Origin of the sequence: Clostridium fessum, assembly GCF_003024715.1 — a bacterium.
Lineage (GTDB): Bacteria > Bacillota > Clostridia > Lachnospirales > Lachnospiraceae > Otoolea > Otoolea fessa.
In genome coordinates this window covers 126,404-151,079 of the sequence record NZ_PYLO01000003.1, presented here as the reverse complement: position 1 = coordinate 151,079, position 24,676 = coordinate 126,404, and the positions used below count along the sequence as shown (strand labels likewise).

Here is a 24,676-nt window from a genome sequence, read left to right as displayed (position 1 = left end):
GTGTATAGTTTGTTGACATTTTTTGAAAATTGTTCAATAATAACAGTATGAGAATTAAACTTCATGAGCGTCAAAAGAGATGAAAGGTAAACAGAGAGGAGATGGGAGAATGAAAGGTATACGAAGGGCGGCAGCGGTGTGTCTGACAATGACATTGGCAGTATCGACATTATTTGGAAATACGGCATGGGCGGATATGCCGCAGAAGACGGAGAGGAAAAAATGTGTCCATGTGCATACAGAGGAGTGCTACGGCGAGCCGGATGAGGAGGCAACCTCGTCCCAGATAGGAGAAGAGCCGACGGAATGTACCCACGTCTGCACTGTAGAAAGCGGATGCATACGGAATACAGCCGTGTCTTCCGGTACGGGCGCGGACGATTCTGAAAACAGTCCGGATGATGAAGAAACCAAGGATCAGAAGAATTCTGCCGACAAAGCAGAGGATGACGAGAAACAGGAGAATGCACCTTCCGTCAGTACACCATCGGATATGGAAGATACGACAGTTCCAGGCGGAACTGTGATACCGGCTGTGAAGTCCCAGATCTTCTCATGGTCCTGGTATGATCCGGAGGAGAACCTGCTGGATGGCAAATTAGAGCTTAGCGGAGTTACCGAGGAAGCCCAGCCATCCTTCGAAGAGGTCACGGAGTACTTACCACAGGCTATTATTGCCCAGGTCGGAGAAGAAAGCGAAGCGGGGGGGGGGGAGAAGAGGAAAAAATTCCGATCACTGGCTGGATCTGTAGCGAGTACGTGCAGGATGAAGAAGACCGCTGGCCTCTGGAAGGCACCTATGAGTTTGCAGCAGAGCTGCCGGAGGCATATGAACTGGCGGAAGATGTAGAGGCGCTGGTGGTGGAAGTGTCTGTGACAGGAGACCAGGCGGCGATGCCTGTAGTAAGTGGAACTCCTGTGTTACATGTAAGTTTTAACTCAGGCGAAGACTCTAAAAGTCTATACTTTGATGACCACAATTTTTCTAGTGTTAATAACGATGTAATGGATTTATTGAACGATCACGGTATAAGGGTTACTAGTTCAGGAGAAAATAGCTTTCAATTAAAAATGACGAGTGCTTCCATACAGAACCTTGAGTTAAGCCGGGGAACATGGGAGATAGAGTTAAATGGAAGCAATGTATTAGAGGGAAAAGGAAAGGGTTTTAACGGATGTGGCCTCAGGATTAATGACTGGACAAGCGCGACGATTAAGGCAGAACCAGAATCGGCTTCTTTGAAAGTTCAGAATTATCCAACGAAAAAAACAAGGGATGATACATCCAGCGCAATAGTGGTCGCAGGCAGCTTGACGATAGAGAGTGGAACGATAGAAGCAGCTGCCGATGCGGAACAAAATAGCGAGCCAGTCTCAGGAGCTATTGTTGTGCAAAGCAAAGGAAATTTAAATATTAACGGAGGCTCTGTTACTGCTACGGGAACACATAAGAATGGTGTGTATGTCCTTAATAATTTTCAGATGACTGGTGGAAGTTTAACGGTAACCGGAAGTGGAAAACCCGGAATTGAGAATGTGGGGAGTTTTGAACTTTCAGGTGGAACAATTTCAACAAAATCTAATAGTGGTGGAATAGGATTTTTGCAGAGTGGTAGATCTGCAACGATCCAAGCCGGAGAACTGATTACGGATCGATTATGTATTACGAATAGTTCCTTCACTGTTGCAAGAGGCGGAAAGGTAACCTCCGAAAGTACGATAATTGATAATGGTACACTTACCAATGCAGGTGAATTTGTTTCAAATGGTCCATTTGAAAAAAGAAACGACGGAACATTCAATAATACCGGTACAATCAGCGGAACCGGAAGCCTGCCCGATGATGCAAAGCAGATTCCGGATAATATTACAGTTTATACAGCGGAAATAAGTGCAGATTATCGCGATAATATGTCGATCAATGTTCAAAACCTTGCGGCTATTCAGAAACCGGTTAACGCCGGAAACCTGCAATATGAACTTGTTGAAGATACAGGAAGTGATAAGGGAGTAGGAACGATTGACAAGGAAAGGGGCCAGTTGAGGGTGACCAAGGCTGGTGTATTTAAAATCAAGGTGAATACACAGGCAAGCGGATTCTATAAAGCCGGAGAACATCCGGTTTATATAATGTTGACGGTTAATAAAGCAGCTTTTCCTGCTTCCTGGAATTTGATCGTAACGGCTACCAGCGGTATATATAATGGATCTAAAGGGTATCCGGCAGCAGCCATTAGCGCAAGTAGTATTCCTAGTGATGCAAAATATGAATATCAGCTGAAGAGTACAAATCGTAAGGATGATTTACAAGAAGCTCAGTGGAAGTCGGAGTGTCCGAAGATTGTGAATGTAGCAGAGTCGGAGCAGTTTGTATTTGTAAGAGTGACAGTAGATAATTACGAGTCGAAGGTATTTTGCTCTGGCAATCAGACAAATATTACCCAACGGAGGTTTGCAGATACAAAAGTAACACTTGAACCAGAGAAAGTCATTTATAATGGTCAATCCCGGGATCCGGAGATCAAGGTGGTTGAGAACTGGCAGGAAGCTTCCGGGGATGTAGTGGATAGGGCGGATTATATAATCCAATATTGGACATATTGGACAGGAACTGATAATATGATAGTTACAGAGCGAAAAGATGCTGGAACATACACTGTCCATCTGTTGGGTCAGAGAAATTATACGAATGAATCGAAACAAGCTATACTTACAATCGACAAGTGTAAATTAAATGCGCGGATAACAGGACACTCTTTCGATAAAGTCTATGATGGAACGACAGATATTAGGGAGGAGCAGAATTTATCCGTTCAGCTTTACAGTGATTCTGGTACTCCTGATTCTCAGGATGTTCGTGCTGACCAGGTGAATTTGGCATATCAGAGTGCGGATGTTGGAGAGCACAATATTGAGGCGGCAAATATTACGTTAGCAGGTGATAACGCAAAGAATTATGAGCTGACAGAAAATAGCGCATCCATTAAAGGTAGCATCATAGCACGTGATTTTGCATCCATGACTGTGTCGGCAGATCCGCTTACCTACAATGGTACCGAGCAGAAACCGCAGATCCAGGCATCTGTGGAAACCGGTCTTTCAAATGTGAGTCCAGATGCAGTGGTATTTACTTATTCTAAGAATGGAGTGGATTACCAGAGTGAGATCCCGGGCTTTACAGATGCGGGAACTTATCAGGTATATGTGAAAGCTTCGATGGTCAATTTCAATGATGCTGTAAAAACAGTCAATGTGACGGTTCAGCAAGCGCCTTCAAGCTCAGGCAGTCATTCAGGCGGCCGAAAAGACAGCGGTGGAAAAGACAGCGGTGGAAAGGGCAGCAGTGGAACAAGCAGCAGCGTAAGTTCCGGCACAGTAACCAAAGATAGCCAGAAAGGCTACCGCAGCGAGGAGCAGGGGGTTATCACCGGTGCATCGAATCAGGCAGTGAATGACGGTTACAGCCATTGGATAAAGGATGCCAGAGGCTGGTGGCTCCGCTACAGTGACGGCACCTGGCCTATGGGCAATACCGGTGCATTTCATTGGGAAAAAGTCAACGGCAGATGGTGGGCATTTGGCGCTGAGGGATATCTGAGTACCGGCTGGATCTATGACACCCTGTACCAGGGATGGTTCTATATGGACGAAAACCAGGGTATGCTTACAGGATGGCAGTTCATCAATGGAAAATGGTATTATCTGAATTCGAATCAAGACGGCAGTGCCGGCATCATGTATTCAAAACGCCGGACACCGGACGGCTGGTACGTGAAAGAAGACGGCAGCTGGGATGAAGAAGCGGGAAGATAATAGGTAAAAGAGTTATTTAAAGCGGTTGATCGGGAGGTCAGCCGCTTTTCTTTGCTCATATTGAGGTCTTAAAGTTTCGCATTTCATATCCGATATATTTACAATTCCCATCCAACTGACTATAATAAAGAATGCCCGTTTGCCTGCAAAGGCGCGGAACTATATCCATCTGCATCAGGGCGATATGACAGAAAAATGAACTTAAAAGAATGGAAGAAAGAACAATGGATGTAATTGAAAAATTTGGAAATAGGGTGAGCAGCCAGGCGCTTAAGGATCCGGAAAAAGCGCGTCGGCTGCTTCTTGCGGGATACCGCCTGCAGGAAAAGAAGCTTCAGTTTTTGCCGGATCGGGGGCTGCCGTCGTCGGGACAGTATGTGGCGCGGGTGGTTATGAAAAATATCATTCAGTCGCTGTCGGAACCGGAGAATGCGGCGATGGTCAGCATATTTGTGCCGGGAGAGCTGGTGATGGCGGCAGGGCTGACGCCGTACTCAGTGGAGGCGATGTCCTGTTTTATGGCGGGAACGAAGTGTGAGCAGACGTTTCTTCGGAAAACGGAGGAAGAAGGATTTCCGGAGACGATGTGTTCGTACCACAGGGTGTTTCTGGGGGCGGCGCTGACGGGGATTCTGCCAAAACCGAACTGCATGATTTATACGAACCTTGCGTGTGATGGAAATATGATGACGTTTCCGTATTTAAAAGATAAATTTGAATGTCCAGGCTTTTATATTGATGTTCCGTATGAGAAAAACCGGGAATCGGTTCTGTATGTGGCGGATCAGCTGCGGAAATTGAAACGGTTTCTGGAGGAGACGACGGACAGACGGATTTCGGAGGAAACAGTGCGGAGTGCGGTAGATAACAGCCGGAAAGCGGCGGCGAATTATAAAAAACAGCTTGCCCTGCGGTGTGCGCATGACCCGGTGACCTCTCTGACGAATGAATTGTATGCGCTTTTTATGTGCCATCTGATGGCTGGCTCAGAGACGGCGGTTACCTATACGGAAAAACTTCTGCGCGATGTGCGGATGTCACCGAGGGGAGATGGTCTTTCGGTAATCTGGATGCACATCATGCCATTTTTACAGGAGCCGGTTAAGGATATTTTTAATTATAGTAAGAAAATGCACATCCGCGCTTGTGATTTCATCGCAGATGGTTTTCAGGAGATGCATGCGGAAGACCCGTATGAGTCGATGGCAGAGAAAATGGTCTATTGCATTTACAATGGCAGTGTGAAACAGAGAATTGAGGAAGCGGAACGGCTTGCCAGAATCACGGAAGCGGATGGTGCTGTTTTATTTGCCCACTGGGGCTGTAAGGGAACGATCGGTGCATCCAGCCTGATTAAGCAGTCCTTAGAAAAGACAGGACTTCCGACGATGATTCTCGACGGTGACGGCTGCAACCCTGCCAATACCAGCGACGGTCAGGTATCGACGCGGCTTCAGGCGTTTGTGGAAATGCTGGAAAAGGGCAAGGAGGAGAAACACGCATGATTTATTACGTCTGTAAGTACACCCCGATCGAGCTGTTCCGGGGGTTTGGAGAAGAATGTTCTGTTTTGGAGGAAATGCCGGAAAATTTCGAACAGTCGGATCAGATTGCACATGCAAATCTGTGCGGCTTTGGAAAATCGGTCATTCAGGCAGTGCTGGAAGGAAAGGTTGAACAGCTGGTGCTGGTAAACTGCTGCGATTCGATGCGACGCGTTTACGATATCGTGGAGAGCACGGGAAAATGTAAGTTTTTATATATGCTGGATCTGCCGCATGATGATAATGAATGTGAAAAAGTGAAATTTGCGGGCACGATCCGGAGGCTTAAAAAGGCGTATGAGGCATATTCCGGGAAAGTGTTTGATAAACGCGCTTTTATCAAGTCCTTTATTACGTCGGAAATGAACACGGAGCCATACATTGGTGTGCTGGGCGTGCGGGTCAGCGGCATTCTGGAGGATATGATCCGGGACAATATCCAGATGGATGTGGAAAATCTGACCTGTACGGGTGGTCGGAAACTGTCGGTCGTACAGGATGAAATGTGGAATATGGAGGAAGAGGAGCTGTTTCTTTCTTACGCGGACGTCCTGCTGGGACAGATGCCGTGTTTCCGCATGAACCGTTCGATCCGCAGAAACCGTCTGTATCTGGATCCGAATTTAAAGGGAATTATTTATCACACGATCAAGTTCTGTGATTATTATGGATTTGAGTATGCGAGTATCAAGCGGGATATCAAGGTTCCGCTCCTTAAGATTGAGACTGATTTTACGAGCCAGAGCGCGGGGCAGCTTTTGACGCGCATTCAGGCATTTGAGGAGACGATCGAGGGATCAGAGGATATGGATCCGGGAAAAGGTATCAGTGAGGAGGCAAGAAAGAAGATGGAGTCGGGCATTTTTTATGTAGCGGGAATCGACAGCGGTTCGACAAGTACGGATGTGGTCATACTGGATCAGGATGGAAAAATTAAATCGACGATGATTATTCCGACCGGCGGCGGTGCGATGATGAGCGCCGAGAAGAGTCTGGATCTGGCGATTGAGAAAGCGGGAATTAAGAAAGAGGAGATCGTGCGGATCGATACGACCGGATATGGACGATCCTACATTGACAGCGGGGATGACAGCATCACGGAGATTACCTGCCATGCCAAGGGCGCAAATTATCTGAATCCGAATGTCCGCACTATCATCGACATTGGCGGGCAGGATATCAAGGCGATCAGCATCGACGGACAGGGAGCCGTGAAAAATTTCCTGATGAATGACAAATGTGCCGCCGGAACGGGGCGTTTTCTGGAAATGATGGCGAAAACGCTGGGACTTTCCCTGGAGGAAATGAGTGTGAAAGGGCTGGAATGGAAGCATAATATCGTGATTTCCAGCATGTGTACGGTGTTTGCAGAGTCGGAGGTCGTGTCGCTGGTGGCACAGAATAAGGATGTGGCAGATATTATCCACGGTTTAAATGTGTCAGTTGCCTCAAAAGTCGGCGCGTTGGCAGCCCGCCTTGGAAAGGATCATCCAGGCGAATATATGATGACCGGCGGTGTGGCGAAGAACCAGGGTATCATCCAGGCATTGGAAGAGAAGCTTGGTGCTAAACTTTATATCTGTGATGAGGCGCAGCTCTGCGGTGCGCTGGGAGCGGCGCTATTTGCTTATGAGAAATGTAAAGGCAGTGCGGAGGAAACGCGATGAAGCGGCAGGGTTAAAACACTTGTATCGATATTTTCGTCAGATATTCACTGGGAGAGGCTGTGGCCAATTCGTCGATCACAGCCTCTTTATAAGAGTATTTGCCGGTTTTAAACTTGTGTTCATCGGTCCAATCAAAGAGTTTTTCGTAGGTGGCTTTCGAGTCATAGTAATTTCCCATTAAGTAAGCAACTGCGTAGGTTCCGGCCGGTTTTAAGTGATAGGGGTGATTTTTCGGTTTTGTTATAACTTTTGTGAAAAAATAAGCATAGGTATCCAGATGATTTTTTCGTAAATCTGCCACATCAAGCATGGCCCCATAAGGATGACCGGCATTTAGAGCGTGGGCATTGCAGTAACCGATGTGGCGGCAAAGAGCCTGGATGATTTTCTGATGGTCATCTGTATGAATCGGATCGCTGAGAATCAGATATTCTTCCGGTGTCGTCTCGAGAAAAATACGACCATTTTTATTTTCTGTATGGAAGAATAATTCATCTTCTGTACGTTCTGCCTGTTTCTGATTCAGTGATTCCTGGAGTGATACCAGGGATAATTTTATATGATTGGACTGTAAAGTGAATAAAAATCCAAGAATGCATCTACATTCTGAAATCAGAAATCAAATTAAAACATTATAATCTTCGATGCCTCGTTGGGAAGCCAACGGGGTATTTTTTTACCCAATCAGGCTGTATAGGACACCTCATTTTTGATGTCTTTGGACGGTGCGGGAAGCATTACTGATTGGAATCCTTATATCTATGATATAGCTTTTTGCAATACAAAAAGACTTTACATATGGCTATAAAAATCAACTGTATTCCAAGCGGAACCTTCCCCCATTTTCTGGAACACGAAAAAGAAGAAACGCTTTCGGTCTATCTGGAGGTCGTCAAATGGGCGCTTCTGGAAGAATGAATATGTCCGAAAAAATGTTGGAATTATAATAATATTAACCGAAAAAACGTGATTTATAATAAAATAATGTCCGCAAAAATGCTGTTTAGCAATGGAAATATGCCCTAAAAAGTGTTAAGATAGAATACAGATGCTTTTGGATGTATATGTTGCGCAGGAGGTTTCTTAATGGAAAGAGAGCTGTTTACGAAACTGGAACGATGGATGAATAAAAAGAACAGAAAGCCGCTGATCATACAAGGAGCGCGCCAGGTCGGAAAAACCTGGATTATGAAGGAATTTGGAGCCAGGTTCTATGAAAATACAGTCTATATCAATTTTGATAATAATAAAGCAATGAAGGATGTATTTGACCTAGACTTTGACTTAAAGCGGATCCTTTCTGCAATCAAAATTGAGTACGGAAAGAGTTTTCAGGCTGAAAATACATTGATTATTTTTGATGAGATCCAGGAAGCACCAAAGGCGCTGGCATCTTTAAAATATTTCTATGAGAATGCACCGCAGTATTCTATCATTGCAGCTGGTTCCCTGCTCGGTGTTGCATTACATCAGGGAACATCCTTTCCTGTTGGGAAAGTTGATTTTTTAAAATTATGCCCTATGAGCTTCAATGAATTCATTTTGGCAGTTGGTGAAAAGGGGTTGCATGAAGCGTTGAGGTCCCAAGATTATGAACTGATCAATGCATATGCCGGGAAATATACGGATTTGTTAAAAAAGTATTATTATGTGGGCGGAATGCCAGAAGTAGTCCAGACATATATTGATTCCGATGATCTATTTGAGGTACGTGAGATCCAAAACAATCTTCTGCAGTACTATGAAGAGGATTTTAGCAAACATGCGCCAAAGGAAGTTGTTCCGCGCATCATGATGGTCTGGAATTCGATTCCTTCCCAATTGGCTAAGGAAAATCGTAAGTTTATGTATGGAGCACTACGAGAGGGTGCACGGGCAAAAGATTTTGAACTTGCAATTCAGTGGTTGGAAGATGCAGGGTTAATCCTGAAAAGCTATAGAGTATCAAAGCCAGATATTCCACTGATTGCGTACATGGAAATGAACAGTTTTAAAATGTTCATGTTCGATGTGGGATTGTTAACAGCAAAGGCCGGACTATCAGCAAGACTTCTATTGGAGGGAAGCCGGATCTTTGAAGAATTCAAGGGGGCACTTACGGAACAGTATGTTGCACAGGAGTTACACGCTGCAGGATATCCGCTTTATTATTTTGCAACAGCACGATCAACTGGGGAGATAGATTTTATGTTGCAGGGAGATTTAGACTGCGTTCCGATTGAGGTGAAGGCAGAACAGAATCTCCGTGCCAGGAGTTTGAGGGCATTTTGCGATAAATATAAGCCGGGCATGGCGATTCGTAGCAGTATGTCAAATTATAAGCAGGAAGACTGGCTGACAAATGTTCCGTTATATATGCTTGCGGAATATTTGAAAAGAACAATATATGTGGTAAGCTGATAACAATTTACCTCAAAACCAACGGGGGATTTTTTGTTCTGAATCAGACAATACAGAAGTTCGCGCTAAGCGAACTAATAAAATGGAGGTTCTGGAGTCCCTTCACGGCAATGTAGTATGTGCATTAGCTGCCGGAATCGGTGACTATGTGCGATGTACTCTCTTGGAATATAGCTATCATGATGACCAGTTTTGGATTTTTACAGAAGGCGGCGAGAAGTTCATAGGACTTGAGAGGAATAAAAATGTCAGTCTTGCTGTCTTTGAAAAGCCCCCGGACTTTGGTGCGCTGAAAAGCGTACTGGTCATGGGAACGGCAAAGCTCATCGAGCCGATGTTATTTGAGGTTCCTGGATTTGATGAATATTCGGAAAACTTGATAAAAAGTTCGATGATAGGAGTTCGAAAAATTTCTTTCGGGAAAGAATCTGTTGCGGAAACGCGGGAAATACCGTATAATAATGCGGTCTGATCTGCACATATGCAACAGATTTGTCCGTAAAAAAATGAAAAATCAGAATTGTGCGTATTTCAGAAACAATTTCTTGCTGTAAGAGTGAAAAAAAGTTATGTAAACTGTCTGCAAAAAAATACTTGACAAGAATTTGTGTTTTTACGCTTACGGAGAAGAACAAAAAAGAACTAAAAAACAGCGATGAACACATCGCAAAAAATGAGAAATGTAGGTAAAAATAATTTTATGAGAAAATTAGCATTAAGTGATGAAATCCTTCTCAAGATCTCCCAGCCGGCGCGTTATATTGGCGGCGAGGTGAATATGGTGAAGAAGGATCCGTCGAAGGTAGCAGTCCGGTTTGCCATGTGCTTTCCGGACGTGTATGAGATCGGTATGTCCCATCTGGGCATCCAGATTCTTTATGATATGTTCAACCGCCGGGATGACGTTTACTGTGAGCGCGTTTATTCCCCGTGGATGGACTTAGATCCGATCATGCGGGAGCAGAAGATCCCGCTGTTTGCTGTTGAAAGCCAGGATCCGATCAAAAAATTTGACTTCCTTGGAATTACAATCCAGTACGAAATGTGCTACACCAATATTTTGCAGGTGCTGGAATTATCACAGATTCCGCTCCATGCAGAAGATCGTACCGAGGAGGATCCGATCGTTATCGGCGGCGGTCCGTGTACCTACAATCCGGAGCCGATTGCACCATTTTTCGATCTCTTCTACATGGGTGAGGGAGAGGTGGTTTATTTTGACCTGATCGACCGCTACAAGGAGATCAAGGCGCGCGGCGGCAGCCGGAAGGAATTTCTGGAGCAGGCGGCGCAGATTCCGGGTATCTATGTGCCGGGATTTTATGATGTGACGTACAAAGAGGATGGCACGATCGAGGCGATGACGCCGAACAACCCGCACGCGCCGCAGACCGTTTCCAAGCAGCTTGTCATGGATATGAGCGATACCTGGTATCCGGAGAAGCCGGTGGTTCCGTATCTGCGCGCGACGCAGGACCGTGTGGTTCTCGAGATCATGCGCGGCTGTATCCGTGGATGCCGTTTCTGCCAGGCGGGCATGGTATACCGCCCGGTGCGCGAGCGCAGCCTGGAGGAACTGAAACGTCTGGCGCGGACGATGCTAAAGAGCACCGGACATGAGGAAATTTCGCTGAGTTCGCTGAGCTCTAGTGATTACACGAAGCTGGAGGGAATCGTCAATTTTCTGATCGACGAGTTTGACGGAAAGGGTGTCAATGTGTCCCTGCCGTCCCTGCGTATTGACGCATTTTCCCTCGATGTCATGAGCAAGGTGCAGGACGTGAAGAAGAGCAGCCTGACCTTTGCACCGGAGGCGGGATCCCAGCGTCTGCGTAACGTTATCAACAAGGGTCTGACCGAGGAAAACATTTTAAATGGTTCTGCCGAGGCGTTCAAGGGCGGATGGAACCGCGTAAAGCTCTACTTCATGCTGGGACTTCCGACTGAGACCGTGGAAGATATGCAGGGCATTGCCGAGCTTTCGGAGAAGGTGGCGGAAGTGTACTATGACACGGTTCCGAAGGAACAGCGCCACGGCAAGGTGCAGGTAACCGCCAGCACCTCGTTCTTTGTGCCGAAGCCATTTACCCCGTTCCAGTGGGCGCCGATGTGCACGAAAGAGCAGTTCTTGGAGCGCGCGAGCATCGTCAATCACCGCATGAAAGAGATGTTAAATAAGAAGAGTCTCCGCTATAACTGGCATGAGGCGGATGTGACCGTGCTGGAAGGTGTTCTGGCGCGCGGCGACCGCAAGGTGGCAGCTGTGATTGAGGAGGCGTATCGCAAAGGTGCAATCTACGATTCCTGGTCAGAGTATTTCAACAATGATATCTGGATGAAGGCGTTTGAGACCTGCGGCGTGGACATTGATTTCTATACGACGCGTGAGCGAAGCCTTGATGAAGTGTTCCCGTGGGATTTCATCGACGCGGGTGTGACGAAGGATTTCCTGAAACGCGAGTGGGCGAACGCACAGGCGGAAACGGTAACGCCGAACTGCCGGATGCGCTGTTCGGGATGTGGTGTCCGTAAGTACGGCGGCGGAGTCTGTTTCGAAGAACGGGCATGAGGAAGGAGCGGTCATGAAAATACGAATTAAATTTCAAAAACAGGGAACGGTGCGTTTTATCGGTCATCTGGACGTGATGCGTTACTTCCAGAAGGTGATGCGCCGGGCGGAAGTGGATATCCGTTATAGCGAAGGATTCAGCCCGCACCAGATCATGTCGTTTGCGTCTCCGCTCAGCGTGGGGCTTATCAGCCATGCGGAGTATGTGGATATTGATGTCAATTCCAGCGGAAATTCGACCGGGATGGTGCGCCGCTTAAATGAGGTCAGCGCCGAGGGGCTGGAGGTGCTCAGCTACCGCGAGCTTCCGGAGACGGCAAAGAATGCGATGTCGCTGGTGGCAGCTGCTGATTACACATTCTGGTTTAAAGAGGGATTTGAACCGGAGGACGGCAGCAGTGTAGAAGAATTTTTCGGGAAATTCCTGACATTCTGCAAAAGCGAGACAATTCCGTTTGTGAAGCAGACGAAAAAGGGCGAGAGAACCGTGGATCTGCGTCCGCTGATCTGTGAGGCGCGAATCGCGGAGCGGAAAGAGTATGTTCCGGCGATGGTCGCAGACTGGTATCCGGATCTGGAAAATGAGACGGTTGAGGAGGAAAAACAGGCAGAAGGAATCTGTGTATTCCTGCGCCTCTTATCGGGCAGTGCGGCAAACGGAAAGCCGGAGCAGGTATTGCAGGCATTCTATGAGAGTCTGGGGCTGACCTACCGCCCGTTTGCCATTCAGGTCGAGCGCGAGGAGCTGTATGCGGACGAGGGCGCCGAGGGCGCACCGGAGTATGTGCCGCTTGAGGCGTATGGAAGCGAGATTGTGTAAATGCTTCAATGTTCATTAAGAGATGAAATGCGAAGCGCCAGCAAAATCCGGCTGCAGTTAGCGCGAAGTGTGAACGGCAGCAAAAAATGAGAGGAGACGAAGAGTTTGGATCAGTTAATAGTGACAAAATGGAAGGATCGAAGCCTGACGGCGCTCCTCTCGGACGGGCACTGCCGGTCGCTGACGCTGGAATCTGGCGATGAAAGCCTGTTGGGGAATATTTACATCGGCAAGGTGAAAAATGTGGTAAAAAACATCAACGCCGCGTTTATTGACCTCGGCGGTGGAAAAACCGGGTATTTCAACCTGGCGGAAAATCCGGTTCCGCTTTATACAGACGAGCTGAACCAGCTATGTTCATTCGGATATTCTGGAAATTCTGAGAAAAAAGTAAGTCCACGGAAACTAAAAGCTGGAGACGAGCTTCTTGTCCAGGTGTCCCGCGACGCCCTGAAAACCAAGGATCCGTCCGTGACCTGCTGTCTGAATTTTCCGGGTACCTATATGGTTCTGACGGTTGGAAAACCGCAGATCGGATTTTCGGCAAAAATCAAGGATAATGCCTGGAAAGAGAAGGTGCGGGAGGAACTTCTGACACATAAGGATGAGCGTTTTGGACTGATTGTCCGGACGAACGGGGCGTCGGCTTCCATCGAAACACTCTGTGCAGAAACAGAGAAGCTGAAACAGCAGATGGAAGAACTTTTTGCCCGGGCAGCCTGCCGCACCTGTTACAGCCTTTTAGAGCAGGGTACGCCGCCCTATATCCAGAGTCTTAGGGATGCGAAGAAAGGAACCCTTTCGGAGATCATCACAGATGTGCCGGAGTATGCGAAGAAGATTGAGGCATGGCTGGAGGAAGAGAAGGAAGAGGACAAGGAACAAAAAGAAAATCAGACCCAGGCAGATAAAAATGAAAGCATAAAACAGGCGGTTCCGAAATTGTCCCTATATACAGATGAGAACCTTCCATTAATGAAGCTGTACCGCCTGGAATCGGTGCTTAAAAGTGCGTCGGATCGCCGTGTCTGGATGAAATCCGGTGGATATCTTGTGATTGAACCTACGGAAGCGTTGACAGTTATCGATGTCAATACGGGGAAATACACCGGCAAGAAGACACCGGCGGAGACCATTCTTAAGATTAATCTGGAGGCGGCGCATGAGGTGGTGCGCCAGCTTTCCCTGCGGAATCTTTCCGGTATTATTATTGTGGATTTTATCGATATGGAATCGAAAGAAGATCAGGAGACGCTGATGCGGACGCTCGGGGAAGAGCTTTCCCGTGACCCGGTCAAAACGATCCTGGTGGATATGACGCGGCTTGGGCTGGTGGAGATCACCCGCAAGAAGGTGCGCCGTCCGCTTCATGAGATTTTGTAGCGGTTGAATCATAGAATGAAAAACACAAGGAGAAGAAAAGATGTTTGAAAAAGTATTTAAGCTATCCGAGCATCAGACGACCGTAAAGACGGAAGTCATGGCTGGAATTACGACCTTTATGACGATGGCGTACATTCTGGCAGTTAATCCGAGCATCCTCGGATCGACCGGCATGGATCCGACTGCGGTGCTTCTGGCTACGGCTCTGGCATCATTCATCGGTACTGCCTGCATGGCATTTATGGCGAACCTGCCGTTCGTTCTGTCCGCAGGCATGGGGCTCAACGCGTATATGGCGTATACGGTGTGCGCGGGCTATGGCTATAGCTGGCATGTTGCACTGCTGGCTGTATTTGCAGAGGGTCTGATCTTCATCGTGCTGTCTCTGACAAACGTGCGCGAGGCGATCTTCAATGCGATTCCGTTGACTTTAAAGCGCGGTGTGTCCGTCGGTATCGGTCTGTTCATCGCATTTATCGGTCTTCAGAATGCGGGACTTTCAGTAGACTCTTCCACACTGGTAACGATCATCAGCTTCCCGGAAAATTTCCATACCGCAGGTATCTGCGCGCTGCTGGCGCTGATCGGTCTGTTTATCATGGCGGTTTTATACACCTACCGTGTGAAGGGCGCGATTCTGTACGGCATTCTGGGAACCTGGATTCTCGGTATGCTGTGCCAGGTAACCGGCATTTACACACCGGACGTAGAGAATGGTTTCTACACCCTGTTCCCGACCCTGGGAATCACCGATTTCTCCAAACTGGGAGAGACATTTGGTAAATGCTTTACCGTTGACTTCGATGCAGTTGGAATTATCAATTTTATCGTAGTTATTTTCTCATTCCTGTTTGTAGATATTTTTGATACACTTGGTACATTAATTGGTGTAGCAACCAAGGCAGACATGCTGGATGAGGAAGGACGTCTTCCGGGTATCCGTCCGGCGCTGATGGCAGATGCGATCGCAACTTCCTTTGGTGCGGTATTAGGTACTTCCACAACGACTACCTTCGTTGAGTCTGCATCGGGTGTTGCAGTCGGAGGACGTACCGGTCTGACTGCCCTGGTATCGGCACTCCTGTTCCTGCTTTCCACCCTGTTTGCACCGATTTTTACGGCGATCCCGTCCTTTGCGACGGCTCCGGCATTAATCATGGTTGGCTTCCTGATGGTGGGAACTGTAACCGAAATTCGTTTCGATGAGGACAATATCACCGAGGCAATCCCGGCATATCTGGCAATCATCGCCATGCCGTTGTTCTACAGCATTTCCGAGGGTATTTCCATGGGAATTATCTCTTATGTGCTTTTGAATGTGGCAGCAGGAAAAGCAAAGAAGATCACTCCGCTTATGTATGTGCTGGCGGTACTCTTCGTTCTCAAATACATTTTCCTGTAACAACTTGTAATAATTTAACCCCTGAAAACTTGACGAAAACAGGTTTTCATAATAAAATAGTCTATATCAAAAAAAGTTTTTAAAATTTTTTTGATTAACGTGCAATAAAATGCGTATGCAGCGCATTAACTTATTGAACGGATGAAAATCATTCCCGCGCGGAAGAACGCGGACAGAGACGAACAAAAACAAATCAAGTTACTCGAAATTCCTTGATGCATTACACTCCGTTACGAACTGTCCAAGATTTTCTGCTGGGATCTTTTCGGTATCGGTTGACAACCAGCAACCGATATTGGGTAAAAAGCGCCGGACCTGCTTGCAGTGCCGGCGCTTTTTACTGTACAAAAAAGGGGTAATTTTTATCAGGAATATCTCATTGACATTTTGGCGGGCAGACGGTATAAAGGACAGAGGGTAACTGTTCACAGGTAGGAATTTTCTGAACGGAAAATTCCGTACGATACAGTTCTGGCAGAAGATTTTGCCGATTTGGAATGCGTAGCATCGGCAAAATCCCGTTGCTGGGCACACGTGTGTGAACAGTAACGACAGAAGAGAGAGTAGACTCTGGCGATAGAAACACGCATGGAACCAGTTCTGGGAGGAAAAGTTAAGAAAATAAAACAGCAGGGCGGGTTTCATACGGAGGTGGGATACATATGAAGATAGAAAATGATTTGGGGCGGGACGATATCCGGCGGCTGGTGCTCCGTCTGGCGATTCCTTCGATGCTGGCGCAGTTTATCAATGTGCTCTACAGCGTGGTCGATCGAATCTATATTGGAAATATCCCGGTGATCGGGGAGACGGCGCTTGCGGGCGTCGGCGTCAGCGGACCGATTGTGACGCTGATCTCCGCGTTTGCCTATCTGGTCGGTCTGGGCGGCTCGCCGCTCATGAGCATCCGTATGGGCGAGGGGCAGGATGAGAAAGCGAAAAAGATTCTGGCAAACAGCTTCTGGATGATTGTCGGGCTGTCGTCGGTTCTGACGTTGGTTCTGTTTGTATTTAAACGAGAAATTTTGACGCGGTTTGGTGCGAGTGAGGCGATTCTGCCGTATGCGGAATCGTACTTTACGATCTATCTGCTGGGAACGGTCTTTGCGCTGCTTTCCATCGGAATGAACCAGTTTATTATCTGCCAGGGATTTGCGCGGATCGGAATGATTTCGGTGGCGCTCGGTGCGGTAACGAATATTGTGCTGGATCCAGTGTTTATTTTTGTGTTTGACATGGGCGTGGCGGGGGCGGCGTTTGCCACGGTTCTGTCACAGTTTGCGTCGGCGGCCTTTGTCCTTCGTTTCCTGCGAGGAAATCGCGTGCTTCTGCGGCTTGAATTTGAATGTCCGCAGGTGAAGACAGTCTGTAAGATTGCGCTGATGGGACTGTCGCCATTTCTGATTATCGCATTTGACAATGTGCTGATCATTTCGCTCAATACGGTAATTCAGATGTATGGCGGCGCGGAGGCGGACATGCTTTTGACCTGTACGACAATCGTGCAGAGCTTTATGCTGATTGTGACGATGCCGCTCGGAGGCATTACATCGGGAACGGGGGCGATCCTGGGCTTCAATTTCGGCGCGGGACGCCCGGATCGGATCCGGAGCGCACAGAAGTATATCACATTGCTGGCGGTGGTGCAGTGCAGCATCATGTTCCTGTTTTCCCGGACGCTGGCGCAGTATTTTGTGTATCTCTTTACGCGCAATGAGTCCTATGTGGAACTGACTGTCTGGGCGATCCGGGTCTACACGATGGGGATTATTCCGCTGGCAGTCCAGTATGAGGTCGTAGATGGATTTACCGGAATGGGTGTGCCGTCGGTGGCGATCTCGCTGTCAATGTTCCGGAAGCTGCTGTACCTGGTCAGCGTGTTCCTGATTCCGGTGTTTGCGGGAGTTGAAAATGTTTTCTATGCAGAAGTGGTATCGGATTTCGGCGGAACGACGATGTCAGTGATCGTGTATCTTCTTTTGATTGGGCGCATTATGGGGCGCTGTGTAGAGCGCGCTAAATTGAACGGGAAAGCAGTGGAAGCAGACACTTGAAGCGGCGCTTAAAATGGCTGAAAATGTGTGTCAGATAACGTTGTCATCAATCAATAAATGAAAAAAATAATGGATTGACAAACGGATTCTCTGGATCTATAATGCAATACAGATAATGAATGACAACAAAATAACGATATCTTCAGGGCAGGGTGTAATTCCCGACCGGCGGTAAAGTCCGCGAGCGCATGGCGCATGATTTGGTGCAATTCCAAAACCGACTGTATAGTCTGGATGAAAGAAGAAAAAACGTAAATAAAAACGGCGGTGCCGAAGAGCTTCCAGATACGAGGTCCCCGGATGATGGATATGGCGGATATATACCGCTATGGCAAAAGAGGGAGAAAAGTCATCGAGAAAGGATGCATAAAAAATATTTACGATAATTAATATCATAAAAGATGTTATGGAATAAAAATTATAAGCCCTGAGATGTGAAAATAAAAGTGTTTCACATTTCAGGGCTTTTTGCATGGAAAGGTGGGGAAAAAGATGGAACGAATCCATGTAAAGGTTCCCGGTGAGCAGCCACAGGATCGGGAATATATGAAGCAGGCGTTAGTACTGGCAGAAAAAGGGCACGGATGGGTCAATCCGAATCCGATGGTCGGCGCGGTGCTGGTAAAGGATGGACACATCATCGGCGAGGGATATCATACACGATATGGACAGCTTCATGCAGAACGGGAGGCATTTAAGAATGCGGCAGAGCGGGGCGAAGAGACGGCGGGAGCAGATTTGTATGTGACGCTGGAACCCTGCTGTCACACCGGAAAACAGCCGCCGTGTACGGAAGCGGTGCTGGCATCCGGGGTGAAGCGCGTGATTGTCGGCTGCACGGATCCGAATCCGGTGGTGGCAGGGCGCGGCATCCGGCTTCTGAGGGAAAAAGGGCTGGAAGTGGTGGCCGGAGTTTTACGCGGGGAGTGTGAACGGCGGAATGAGGTGTTCTTCCATTTTATGCGGACGAAACTTCCGTTTACGGTGCTGAAATACGCGATGACACTCGACGGAAAGACAGCGACGGTGTCGGGTAAATCCCAGTGGATCACGGGCGAGGCGGCGCGGAAGCGGGTGCATGAGGACCGCGGGCGTTATATGGCGATTCTGACTGGCGTTTCGACGGTGCTGGCGGACAATCCGCAGCTGACCTGCCGGATTCCGGGAGGAAAAAATCCGATCCGGGTGATTGCAGATACGAAGCTTCGGACACCGCTTTCATCGACCGTGGTACAGACCGCGCGGGAGACACCGACCTGGATTGTGACGGCGGTATCGGATGCCGGAAGGAAGAAAGCATATGAGGACGCCGGCTGTCGTGTTTTAAGTGTCCCGGCAAAAGAGGGAGAACTGGATTTGCAGGCGATGATGCAGCGGCTGGGCGAGGAGAAAGTGGACAGCGTGATGGTCGAGAGCGGCGGGACGCTGGCATGGTCGTTTTTAAAGGCAGGGCTTGTGAACCGGGTGCAGGCGTACATTGCTCCGAAGATTTTCGGAGGTGCAGGCGCCCCGACCCCGGTGAGGGGAACCGGCGTGGATGCGCCGCCGGAGGCATTTCTTCTTAAAAAGCCGGAGGCAGTGTGGCTGGGAGAGGATCTGCTGCTGGAATATGAAGTGTCCGGTCGAGATGCATGAGGCGGTGTTAGAACGGGAAAAAATCGCTGATTTGAAAAGGAGAAAAGATGTTCACAGGAATCATAGAGGAAGTGGGAAGGATCCGCGCGATTGAGCGTCAGGCGGTATCGGCACGGCTGACGGTTGCGGCGTCCAAGGTGCTCTCGGATGTCCATCTGGGTGACAGCATTGCGGTCAACGGTGTGTGTCTGACGGTCACGTCATTTGGGAGAGATTATTTCTGTGCGGATGTGATGCATGAGACGCTGAACCGTTCGTCCCTGGGGGCGCTGGGCGTCAAAAGCCCGGTCAATCTGGAGCGGGCGATGCTGGCGGGCGGACGGTTTGGCGGACATATCGTCTCCGGTCACATCGACGGAACCGGAACCATCCGGGATGTGCGCCGGGATGGAAATGCCGTCTGGTATACGATTCAGGCCCCAGAACCGATTCTGCGGCTGATTGTGGAAAAAGGATCGATCGCGATCGACGGAATCAGCCTGACGGTCGCACGGGTGGATCACGTATCATTTTCCGTTTCCATCATCCCGCATACGCTGCAGGAGACAGCGCTAGCGTTTAAGCGGGCAGGCGATATCGTCAATCTGGAAAATGACTGCATTGGAAAGTATGTGGCGAAGCTGATAGGAGTGGAAGAAGAGGATAAGGCAGGAAAGGGCATGACAAGAGAATTTCTGCAGCGGTATGGATTTTAATAGAGGAGGAGAACAATGAAGCAGTTTGATACAGTTGAAAAGGCTCTGGACGAGCTGAAACAGGGACATTTAATCCTGGTTACGGATGACGAGGATCGCGAAAACGAAGGCGATCTTATCTGCGCGGCAAGTTTTGCCACGACAGAAAATGTCAATTTCATGGCGACGCATGCGAAGGGCTTAATCTGTATGCCGATGAGCGCAGAAATCTGCCGGAAGCTGCAATTCCCACAGATGGTGATGGATAACACGGATAACCATGAGACGGCGTTTACCGTATCGATCGACCATAAAACGACGACCACCGGCATTTCCGCTGAGGAGCGCGGTATTACGGCGCGTGCGTGTGTCGATCCGGACACAAAGCCGGAGGATTTCCGCCGCCCGGGACATATGTTTCCGCTGATGGCGAAGAAAAACGGCATTCTGGAGCGCAACGGCCACACAGAGGCGACGGTAGATCTGATGCGGCTTGCAGGGCTGCCGGAATGCGGTCTGTGCTGCGAGATTATGCGCGAGGATGGAACGATGATGCGGTCGGAAGAATTATTTGCGATGGCAGAACAATGGGGGCTGGCGATGATTTCCATTAAACAGCTGCAGGAGTACCGCAAGAGACATGAAAAACTGGTCGAGTGTGTGGCAGAGACGCGGATGCCGACGAAATATGGCGAATTCCGCGCGTATGGCTACCTGAATCTCTTAAATGGAGAACACCATGTGGCACTCGTCAAGGGCGATATCGGAGATGGGAAAGATGTACTCTGCCGCGTGCATTCGGAGTGCCTGACCGGCGATGCATTTGGTTCCCTGCGGTGCGACTGTGGACAGCAGCTTGCGTCGGCGATGACCCAGATTGAGAAAGAGGGACGAGGCGTTCTCCTTTATATGCGGCAGGAGGGACGCGGCATCGGGCTTTTAAATAAGTTGCGCGCCTACAAGCTGCAGGATGGCGGCATGGATACGCTGGATGCGAACCTGGCGCTGGGATTTAAAGGCGATCTGCGGGAATACTACATTGGGGCGCAGATTTTAAAGGATCTGGGAATCAAGACGCTTCGTCTTTTGACCAATAACCCTGATAAGGTATATCAGCTTTCGGATTTTGGCATGGAAATCAAAGAGCGCGTGCCGATTCAGATGGAGGCGACGCCGTATGATGGATTTTACCTGAAAACGAAGCAGGCGCGGATGGGACATATTTTGAATTTTAAATAGAAAAAGTGACAGGCGAAAATAGATCGTCGGAAAGGATGGTACTTATGCGTACATTTGAAGGAAACGTAGTAGCGGAAAATAATATGAGGATCGGAATTGTGGCGGCACGATTCAATGAGTTTATCACCTCGAAACTGGTTGCAGGCGCGCAGGATGCGCTGCGCCGTCACAATGTCTCGGAGGAGGATGTAGATGTTGCGTGGGTTCCAGGTGCTTTTGAGATTCCGCTGATTGCGTCGGAGATGGCGAAGTGCGGAAAGTATGATGCGGTGATCTGCGTGGGTGCAGTTATCCGTGGAAGCACAAGCCATTATGATTATGTGTGCAGCGAGGTTTCGAAAGGAATCGCACAGGTTTCTCTGGCAAGCAGCGTGCCGGTTATGTTCGGTGTGCTGACGACGGATACGATCGAGCAGGCGATCGAGAGAGCGGGAACAAAGAGCGGAAATAAGGGATTTGACTGCGCGACGGGAGCAATCGAGATGGTGAATTTGCTGCGGGAGATCCGGAAGTAAAAATAATCAGGTAATCGGGCATCGAAAAAGCCAGGACTGCGGAATGCTGCAGCCCTGGCTTTTTTGTCTTAGGAAAATTTGTCCATGCGCCAGGTTTTGGGTGTTATCTGTTTTTGTTTGCTATCATGTTACTCTGTTTTCAACAGCCCCTGTTCCGTATAATATTTCTCAGCTCCCGGATGCAGCGGAATAGGAAGCTGGCTGCATATATATTCCGGATCAGATAAGTTACTTAAGGAGGGGTGGGCGCTGATCAGTTCTTCACGGGATTCGTCGAGAATCTTGGTGATGGTGTAGACCAGCTTTTCGTCCATGGATGCGTCCACGCAGAGAAGGCATTTGATTCCGAAGGTTTTCAGTGTCTCGGTTTGTCCCGGATAGGTACCGGCTGGGACGGTGGCGCGGACGTAGAAGGGGCTGGCTGCAAGAATTTTTTGCAGTTCTTCGTCAGTGTACTCCAGCAGGCGGCAGGGCGTCTGGCTGGCCAGGTCGGTCAGGCTGTGGACTGGGATTCCGGCGAAGCTGTGGACGGCGTCGAGTTTACCGTTTAAGACAGAGTCCACGCTGGCGGAGAAGCTGTAGTTTTCAAGGGCAGTGTTGGCAATATTGAGCCCGGCTGCCTTGAGAGCGGTGCGGGCGGAAAGCTCCGTGGTGGATCCTTCTGGTCCGACGGCAATGTGGTGTCCGGCGAGTTCATGAACGTAGGAGATATGCTCGGATTCCGGCGCCATCCAGGTGGACAGGCTTGAATAGACGGCCCCGATCGCCCGCAGGGATTCGACCGGATGACCGGAAAATTCGTCCGTTCCCTGATAGGCGGAAAATGCCACATCGCCGCTGACCAGTCCCATATCAAATTGTCCGTTTTTGATATTTTCCACGTTCGTGTAGGAACCGTTGGAGGCGCTTAAATTGACCTTGAGCTGTTCATCATGTCCGCTTAAAACAGAGGCGATGGCACTGCCAACCGGGTACATGGTTCCGCCGCTGTCGGCAGTTCCGATGGTCAGAACGTGCAGCTCTTCGTCTGCTTCGTTGGGATGGTCGTTGACCCGCGCATCTGCGGAGGTGCTGCCGGAACAGCCGGAAAGTCCGAGCAGGAAGGTAAGAAGCATCATTGGTGCCAATTTTACTAGTTTTTTTATTTTCATAGATCTCACCTTTTCGTAGTTTATCAGTATATAAAAAAACGCAGCGGTTCTGTCGAATGCTGCCTTAGCGATTAAAAGAATATTAAAACTCTATAAAAGTATAACATAAAAAACAGTGATAAGACAAGACCAAGGAAGAGGAAAATATAAATGTAACTGTTCACAGGTAGGCACTTTTGGAACCGAAAGTGCCGTAAGAAAACGTGGTGGCAGCAGGAATTTGCCGTATTTAAATGCGAAGCCACGGCAAATTCCGTTACTGGGCACGTATGCGTGAACAGTAACAAAAAAGAGCGTCCGGTTTATGTGGGGGAACCGGACGCTCTTCTTTCAGGTTACATTTTCAATTGAGCTTTAGGTATGTTGTTATATAAAAGATGTCTTATATGAAGTGTTCCTATCTCGTCTCAGTGATTATTTTGTAATCAGGCTGGAGAAGATGGAAAGGAAAATCGGGTTGTAAATATCGTCGATGATAACTGCGAAGGACGGATACAGAACCCAAGCAACGGTGTGCCATCCATACTGATCCATAACGGCTTTCTCGTTTGCTACTGCGTTCGGACCTGAACCACAGCCCCATCCACAGTTACCAGCTGCCATAACAGCTGCACCGTAATCGCGGCCAAATACGTTGAAGGATACGAAGATTGCAAAGAGTGCCATCAGGATAGCCTGCGCAAGGAGGATGATACCCATCTGACCAGCTACCGGAGCTAGCTTTGTGATATCGATGGTCATCAGAACCAGTGCCAGGTAGAGTTCCAGGAACATATGCTCGATAGCGTCGATCTCCGGAACCGGGAATTCGATACCAGCTGCATCCATGATGTTTCTTGCGATAGCACCTGCGAACAGACAGCCGATGAATTTCGGCATCTCGATCATCGGGATGTTGTCTAACAGGCAGTAGATCGGCATACCAAGTGCTGCTACAAGCAGAGACAGGGCAAATGCTTTGATCATACGGGTGTTGTTAAGAACAGCTGCTGAACCTGCTTTTGCGGATTCCGGTCTGTCGTTCGGGTCAGATTTCAGACCGTGACGGGAAATCAGGAAAGCTGCAACCGGACCACCGATTAAGGAACCCATGATGTTGCCCATAGTACCGGCTGCTACACCGACTGTGGTTGCATCCGGAGCACCCATGTTCTCGAAGATAGGACCAAATGCAGAAGCAGTACCAACACCGCCGGACATAGCTGAGGAAGAACACTGCAGAGCCAGAAGCGGATGAAGACCGATGGCGCTGCCTACCAGGTAACCAACGACATCCTGTAAGGTAATCAGGACACAGGCTGCAACTGCGATTGCGATACAAAGCTTTCCGCCTGCGTGCTTTAACATCTTGTAGCTGAAGCCGAAACCTACGCACAGGAAGAATAAGTTCTGGCATAAGTCTTTTACGATTTTTGCATCAAAGGAAAAACCGATGATTCCGGAACCCTTGATGATAGATACAACAACAGAAAAGATGATACCGGAAATAACCGGAGCCGGTATAGCATATTTTCTGAGCAGGGCGCTGTGAGCGACAATCGCGCGTCCTAAGAAGATAACGATGGCTGCGAAACCAAGTGTGGTCAGATACTCAAACTGGAATGTTGCGATGGCACCGTCCGCTGCCGGTGTGTAAGTTCCAAAGTATCCCATAATGTGTTCTAACATAGAACTTCCCTCCATTCTTTTTTAAGAATTTGTTTATTTCTTTTATAAACAGTTTATAAGATTGAAAAAGGGAAGTCAATTTATGTAATTTTAAATACAGTTTTGTAAGTATTGTAAATAAAAATGACTATAAGAAAGCGAC

At 48.5% G+C, this 24,676-nt stretch carries 18 protein-coding genes and 1 riboswitch; of the genes, 15 read left to right on the top strand and 3 right to left on the bottom strand.

All coding sequences use genetic code 11. The features are described 5' to 3' along the window. The first annotated feature begins 109 nt into the window (after window positions 1-109). The 4 genes from C7U56_RS09950 to C7U56_RS09935 all read left to right on the top strand — a co-directional run bounded on the left by C7U56_RS09950 (window position 110) and on the right by C7U56_RS09935 (window position 7,024). Complete coding sequence (locus C7U56_RS09950; RefSeq protein ID WP_107001088.1) at window positions 110-850, top strand: hypothetical protein; 741 nt, start codon at window positions 110-112, stop codon at window positions 848-850. Next, on the top strand, window positions 760-3,813 hold the full coding sequence (locus C7U56_RS09945; protein ID WP_146143922.1) for a YDG domain-containing protein: 3,054 nt from the start codon (window positions 760-762) through the stop codon (window positions 3,811-3,813). Before C7U56_RS09950 ends, C7U56_RS09945 begins: the two co-directional genes overlap by 91 nt. Window positions 3,814-4,037: 224 nt before the next feature. Further along, entirely contained in the window at window positions 4,038-5,318 is a 1,281-nt protein-coding gene (locus C7U56_RS09940; RefSeq protein WP_107001086.1) for a 2-hydroxyacyl-CoA dehydratase family protein, read from the top strand. Then, window positions 5,315-7,024 carry an acyl-CoA dehydratase activase gene (locus tag C7U56_RS09935; protein ID WP_107001085.1) on the top strand — a complete coding sequence of 570 codons (1,710 nt, stop codon included), beginning with the start codon at window positions 5,315-5,317 and terminating at the stop codon, window positions 7,022-7,024. The genes C7U56_RS09940 and C7U56_RS09935 overlap by 4 nt, the downstream gene beginning before the upstream one ends. 10 nt (window positions 7,025-7,034) lie before the next feature. On the opposite strand, the gene C7U56_RS09930 is transcribed toward C7U56_RS09935, so the two are convergent. Then, window positions 7,035-7,406: a GyrI-like domain-containing protein gene (locus tag C7U56_RS09930; RefSeq protein ID WP_420867025.1), complete on the bottom strand. Its 372-nt coding sequence runs from the start codon at window positions 7,404-7,406 to the stop codon at window positions 7,035-7,037. 704 nt (window positions 7,407-8,110) lie between these two features. On the opposite strand from C7U56_RS09930, the gene C7U56_RS09925 reads away from it, so the two are divergent. From C7U56_RS09925 to ribH, 11 genes are all read left to right on the top strand, one after another. Next, window positions 8,111-9,424 (top strand): ATP-binding protein, encoded by a 1,314-nt coding sequence (locus C7U56_RS09925; RefSeq protein WP_107001083.1) that lies wholly within the window; start codon window positions 8,111-8,113, stop codon window positions 9,422-9,424. A gap of 82 nt (window positions 9,425-9,506) precedes the next feature. Beyond that, complete coding sequence (locus C7U56_RS09920) at window positions 9,507-9,896, top strand: pyridoxamine 5'-phosphate oxidase family protein (protein WP_107001082.1); 390 nt, start codon at window positions 9,507-9,509, stop codon at window positions 9,894-9,896. A 228-nt stretch (window positions 9,897-10,124) separates the two neighbouring features. Continuing rightward, window positions 10,125-11,993 carry a TIGR03960 family B12-binding radical SAM protein gene (locus C7U56_RS09915; protein ID WP_107001291.1) on the top strand — a complete coding sequence of 623 codons (1,869 nt, stop codon included), beginning with the start codon at window positions 10,125-10,127 and terminating at the stop codon, window positions 11,991-11,993. Window positions 11,994-12,006: 13 nt separating this feature from the next. Beyond that, window positions 12,007-12,813 carry a TIGR03936 family radical SAM-associated protein gene (locus C7U56_RS09910; protein ID WP_107001081.1) on the top strand — a complete coding sequence of 269 codons (807 nt, stop codon included), beginning with the start codon at window positions 12,007-12,009 and terminating at the stop codon, window positions 12,811-12,813. Between the two features lie 105 nt (window positions 12,814-12,918). Next, the gene (locus C7U56_RS09905) at window positions 12,919-14,196 is read left to right on the top strand and encodes a ribonuclease E/G (protein ID WP_107001080.1); all 1,278 of its coding nucleotides are present in this window, start codon (window positions 12,919-12,921) and stop codon (window positions 14,194-14,196) included. A gap of 40 nt (window positions 14,197-14,236) precedes the next feature. After that, window positions 14,237-15,598: an NCS2 family permease gene (locus tag C7U56_RS09900; RefSeq protein WP_022359656.1), complete on the top strand. Its 1,362-nt coding sequence runs from the start codon at window positions 14,237-14,239 to the stop codon at window positions 15,596-15,598. Window positions 15,599-16,260: 662 nt separating this feature from the next. After that, window positions 16,261-17,652 carry an MATE family efflux transporter gene (locus C7U56_RS09895; RefSeq protein ID WP_107001079.1) on the top strand — a complete coding sequence of 464 codons (1,392 nt, stop codon included), beginning with the start codon at window positions 16,261-16,263 and terminating at the stop codon, window positions 17,650-17,652. Window positions 17,653-17,786: 134 nt separating this feature from the next. Then, window positions 17,787-17,902, top strand: a riboswitch (FMN riboswitch). A gap of 242 nt (window positions 17,903-18,144) precedes the next feature. Continuing rightward, window positions 18,145-19,287, top strand: coding sequence for a bifunctional diaminohydroxyphosphoribosylaminopyrimidine deaminase/5-amino-6-(5-phosphoribosylamino)uracil reductase RibD (ribD, locus tag C7U56_RS09890; RefSeq protein WP_107001078.1), 1,143 nt, complete (start codon window positions 18,145-18,147; stop codon window positions 19,285-19,287). Window positions 19,288-19,334: 47 nt separating this feature from the next. Further along, complete coding sequence (locus C7U56_RS09885) at window positions 19,335-19,982, top strand: riboflavin synthase (RefSeq protein WP_107001077.1); 648 nt, start codon at window positions 19,335-19,337, stop codon at window positions 19,980-19,982. Between the two features lie 15 nt (window positions 19,983-19,997). Then, complete coding sequence (locus tag C7U56_RS09880; protein ID WP_107001076.1) at window positions 19,998-21,200, top strand: bifunctional 3,4-dihydroxy-2-butanone-4-phosphate synthase/GTP cyclohydrolase II; 1,203 nt, start codon at window positions 19,998-20,000, stop codon at window positions 21,198-21,200. A 44-nt stretch (window positions 21,201-21,244) separates the two neighbouring features. Further along, window positions 21,245-21,715, top strand: a complete 471-nt coding sequence (gene ribH, locus C7U56_RS09875) for a 6,7-dimethyl-8-ribityllumazine synthase (protein WP_107001075.1) — start codon at window positions 21,245-21,247, stop codon at window positions 21,713-21,715. A 128-nt stretch (window positions 21,716-21,843) separates the two neighbouring features. Here the strand turns inward: ribH and C7U56_RS09870 are convergent, their stop codons facing one another. Both C7U56_RS09870 and C7U56_RS09865 read right to left on the bottom strand, forming a co-directional pair. Beyond that, window positions 21,844-22,866 (bottom strand): TAXI family TRAP transporter solute-binding subunit, encoded by a 1,023-nt coding sequence (locus C7U56_RS09870; RefSeq protein WP_107001074.1) that lies wholly within the window; start codon window positions 22,864-22,866, stop codon window positions 21,844-21,846. Window positions 22,867-23,280: 414 nt separating this feature from the next. Beyond that, window positions 23,281-24,534: a sodium/glutamate symporter gene (locus C7U56_RS09865; RefSeq protein ID WP_107001073.1), complete on the bottom strand. Its 1,254-nt coding sequence runs from the start codon at window positions 24,532-24,534 to the stop codon at window positions 23,281-23,283. Window positions 24,535-24,676: the final 142 nt, after the last annotated feature.

Bases quoted from the DNA above. Each gene is read 5' to 3' on its own strand.
- C7U56_RS09915 (WP_107001291.1), top strand. From the start codon at position 10,125: ATGAGAAAATTAGCATTAAGTGATGAAATCCTTCTCAAGATCTCCCAG.
- C7U56_RS09935 (WP_107001085.1), top strand. From the start codon at position 5,315: ATGATTTATTACGTCTGTAAGTACACCCCGATCGAGCTGTTCCGGGGG.
- C7U56_RS09910 (WP_107001081.1), top strand. From the start codon at position 12,007: ATGAAAATACGAATTAAATTTCAAAAACAGGGAACGGTGCGTTTTATC.
- C7U56_RS09950 (WP_107001088.1), top strand. From the start codon at position 110: ATGAAAGGTATACGAAGGGCGGCAGCGGTGTGTCTGACAATGACATTG.
- C7U56_RS09870 (WP_107001074.1), bottom strand. From the start codon at position 22,866: ATGAAAATAAAAAAACTAGTAAAATTGGCACCAATGATGCTTCTTACC.
- C7U56_RS09940 (WP_107001086.1), top strand. From the start codon at position 4,038: ATGGATGTAATTGAAAAATTTGGAAATAGGGTGAGCAGCCAGGCGCTT.
- C7U56_RS09895 (WP_107001079.1), top strand. From the start codon at position 16,261: ATGAAGATAGAAAATGATTTGGGGCGGGACGATATCCGGCGGCTGGTG.
- C7U56_RS09900 (WP_022359656.1), top strand. From the start codon at position 14,237: ATGTTTGAAAAAGTATTTAAGCTATCCGAGCATCAGACGACCGTAAAG.
- C7U56_RS09865 (WP_107001073.1), bottom strand. From the start codon at position 24,534: ATGTTAGAACACATTATGGGATACTTTGGAACTTACACACCGGCAGCG.
- C7U56_RS09880 (WP_107001076.1), top strand. From the start codon at position 19,998: ATGAAGCAGTTTGATACAGTTGAAAAGGCTCTGGACGAGCTGAAACAG.
- C7U56_RS09920 (WP_107001082.1), top strand. From the start codon at position 9,507: ATGGAGGTTCTGGAGTCCCTTCACGGCAATGTAGTATGTGCATTAGCT.
- ribD (WP_107001078.1), top strand. From the start codon at position 18,145: ATGGAACGAATCCATGTAAAGGTTCCCGGTGAGCAGCCACAGGATCGG.
- C7U56_RS09925 (WP_107001083.1), top strand. From the start codon at position 8,111: ATGGAAAGAGAGCTGTTTACGAAACTGGAACGATGGATGAATAAAAAG.
- ribH (WP_107001075.1), top strand. From the start codon at position 21,245: ATGCGTACATTTGAAGGAAACGTAGTAGCGGAAAATAATATGAGGATC.
- C7U56_RS09885 (WP_107001077.1), top strand. From the start codon at position 19,335: ATGTTCACAGGAATCATAGAGGAAGTGGGAAGGATCCGCGCGATTGAG.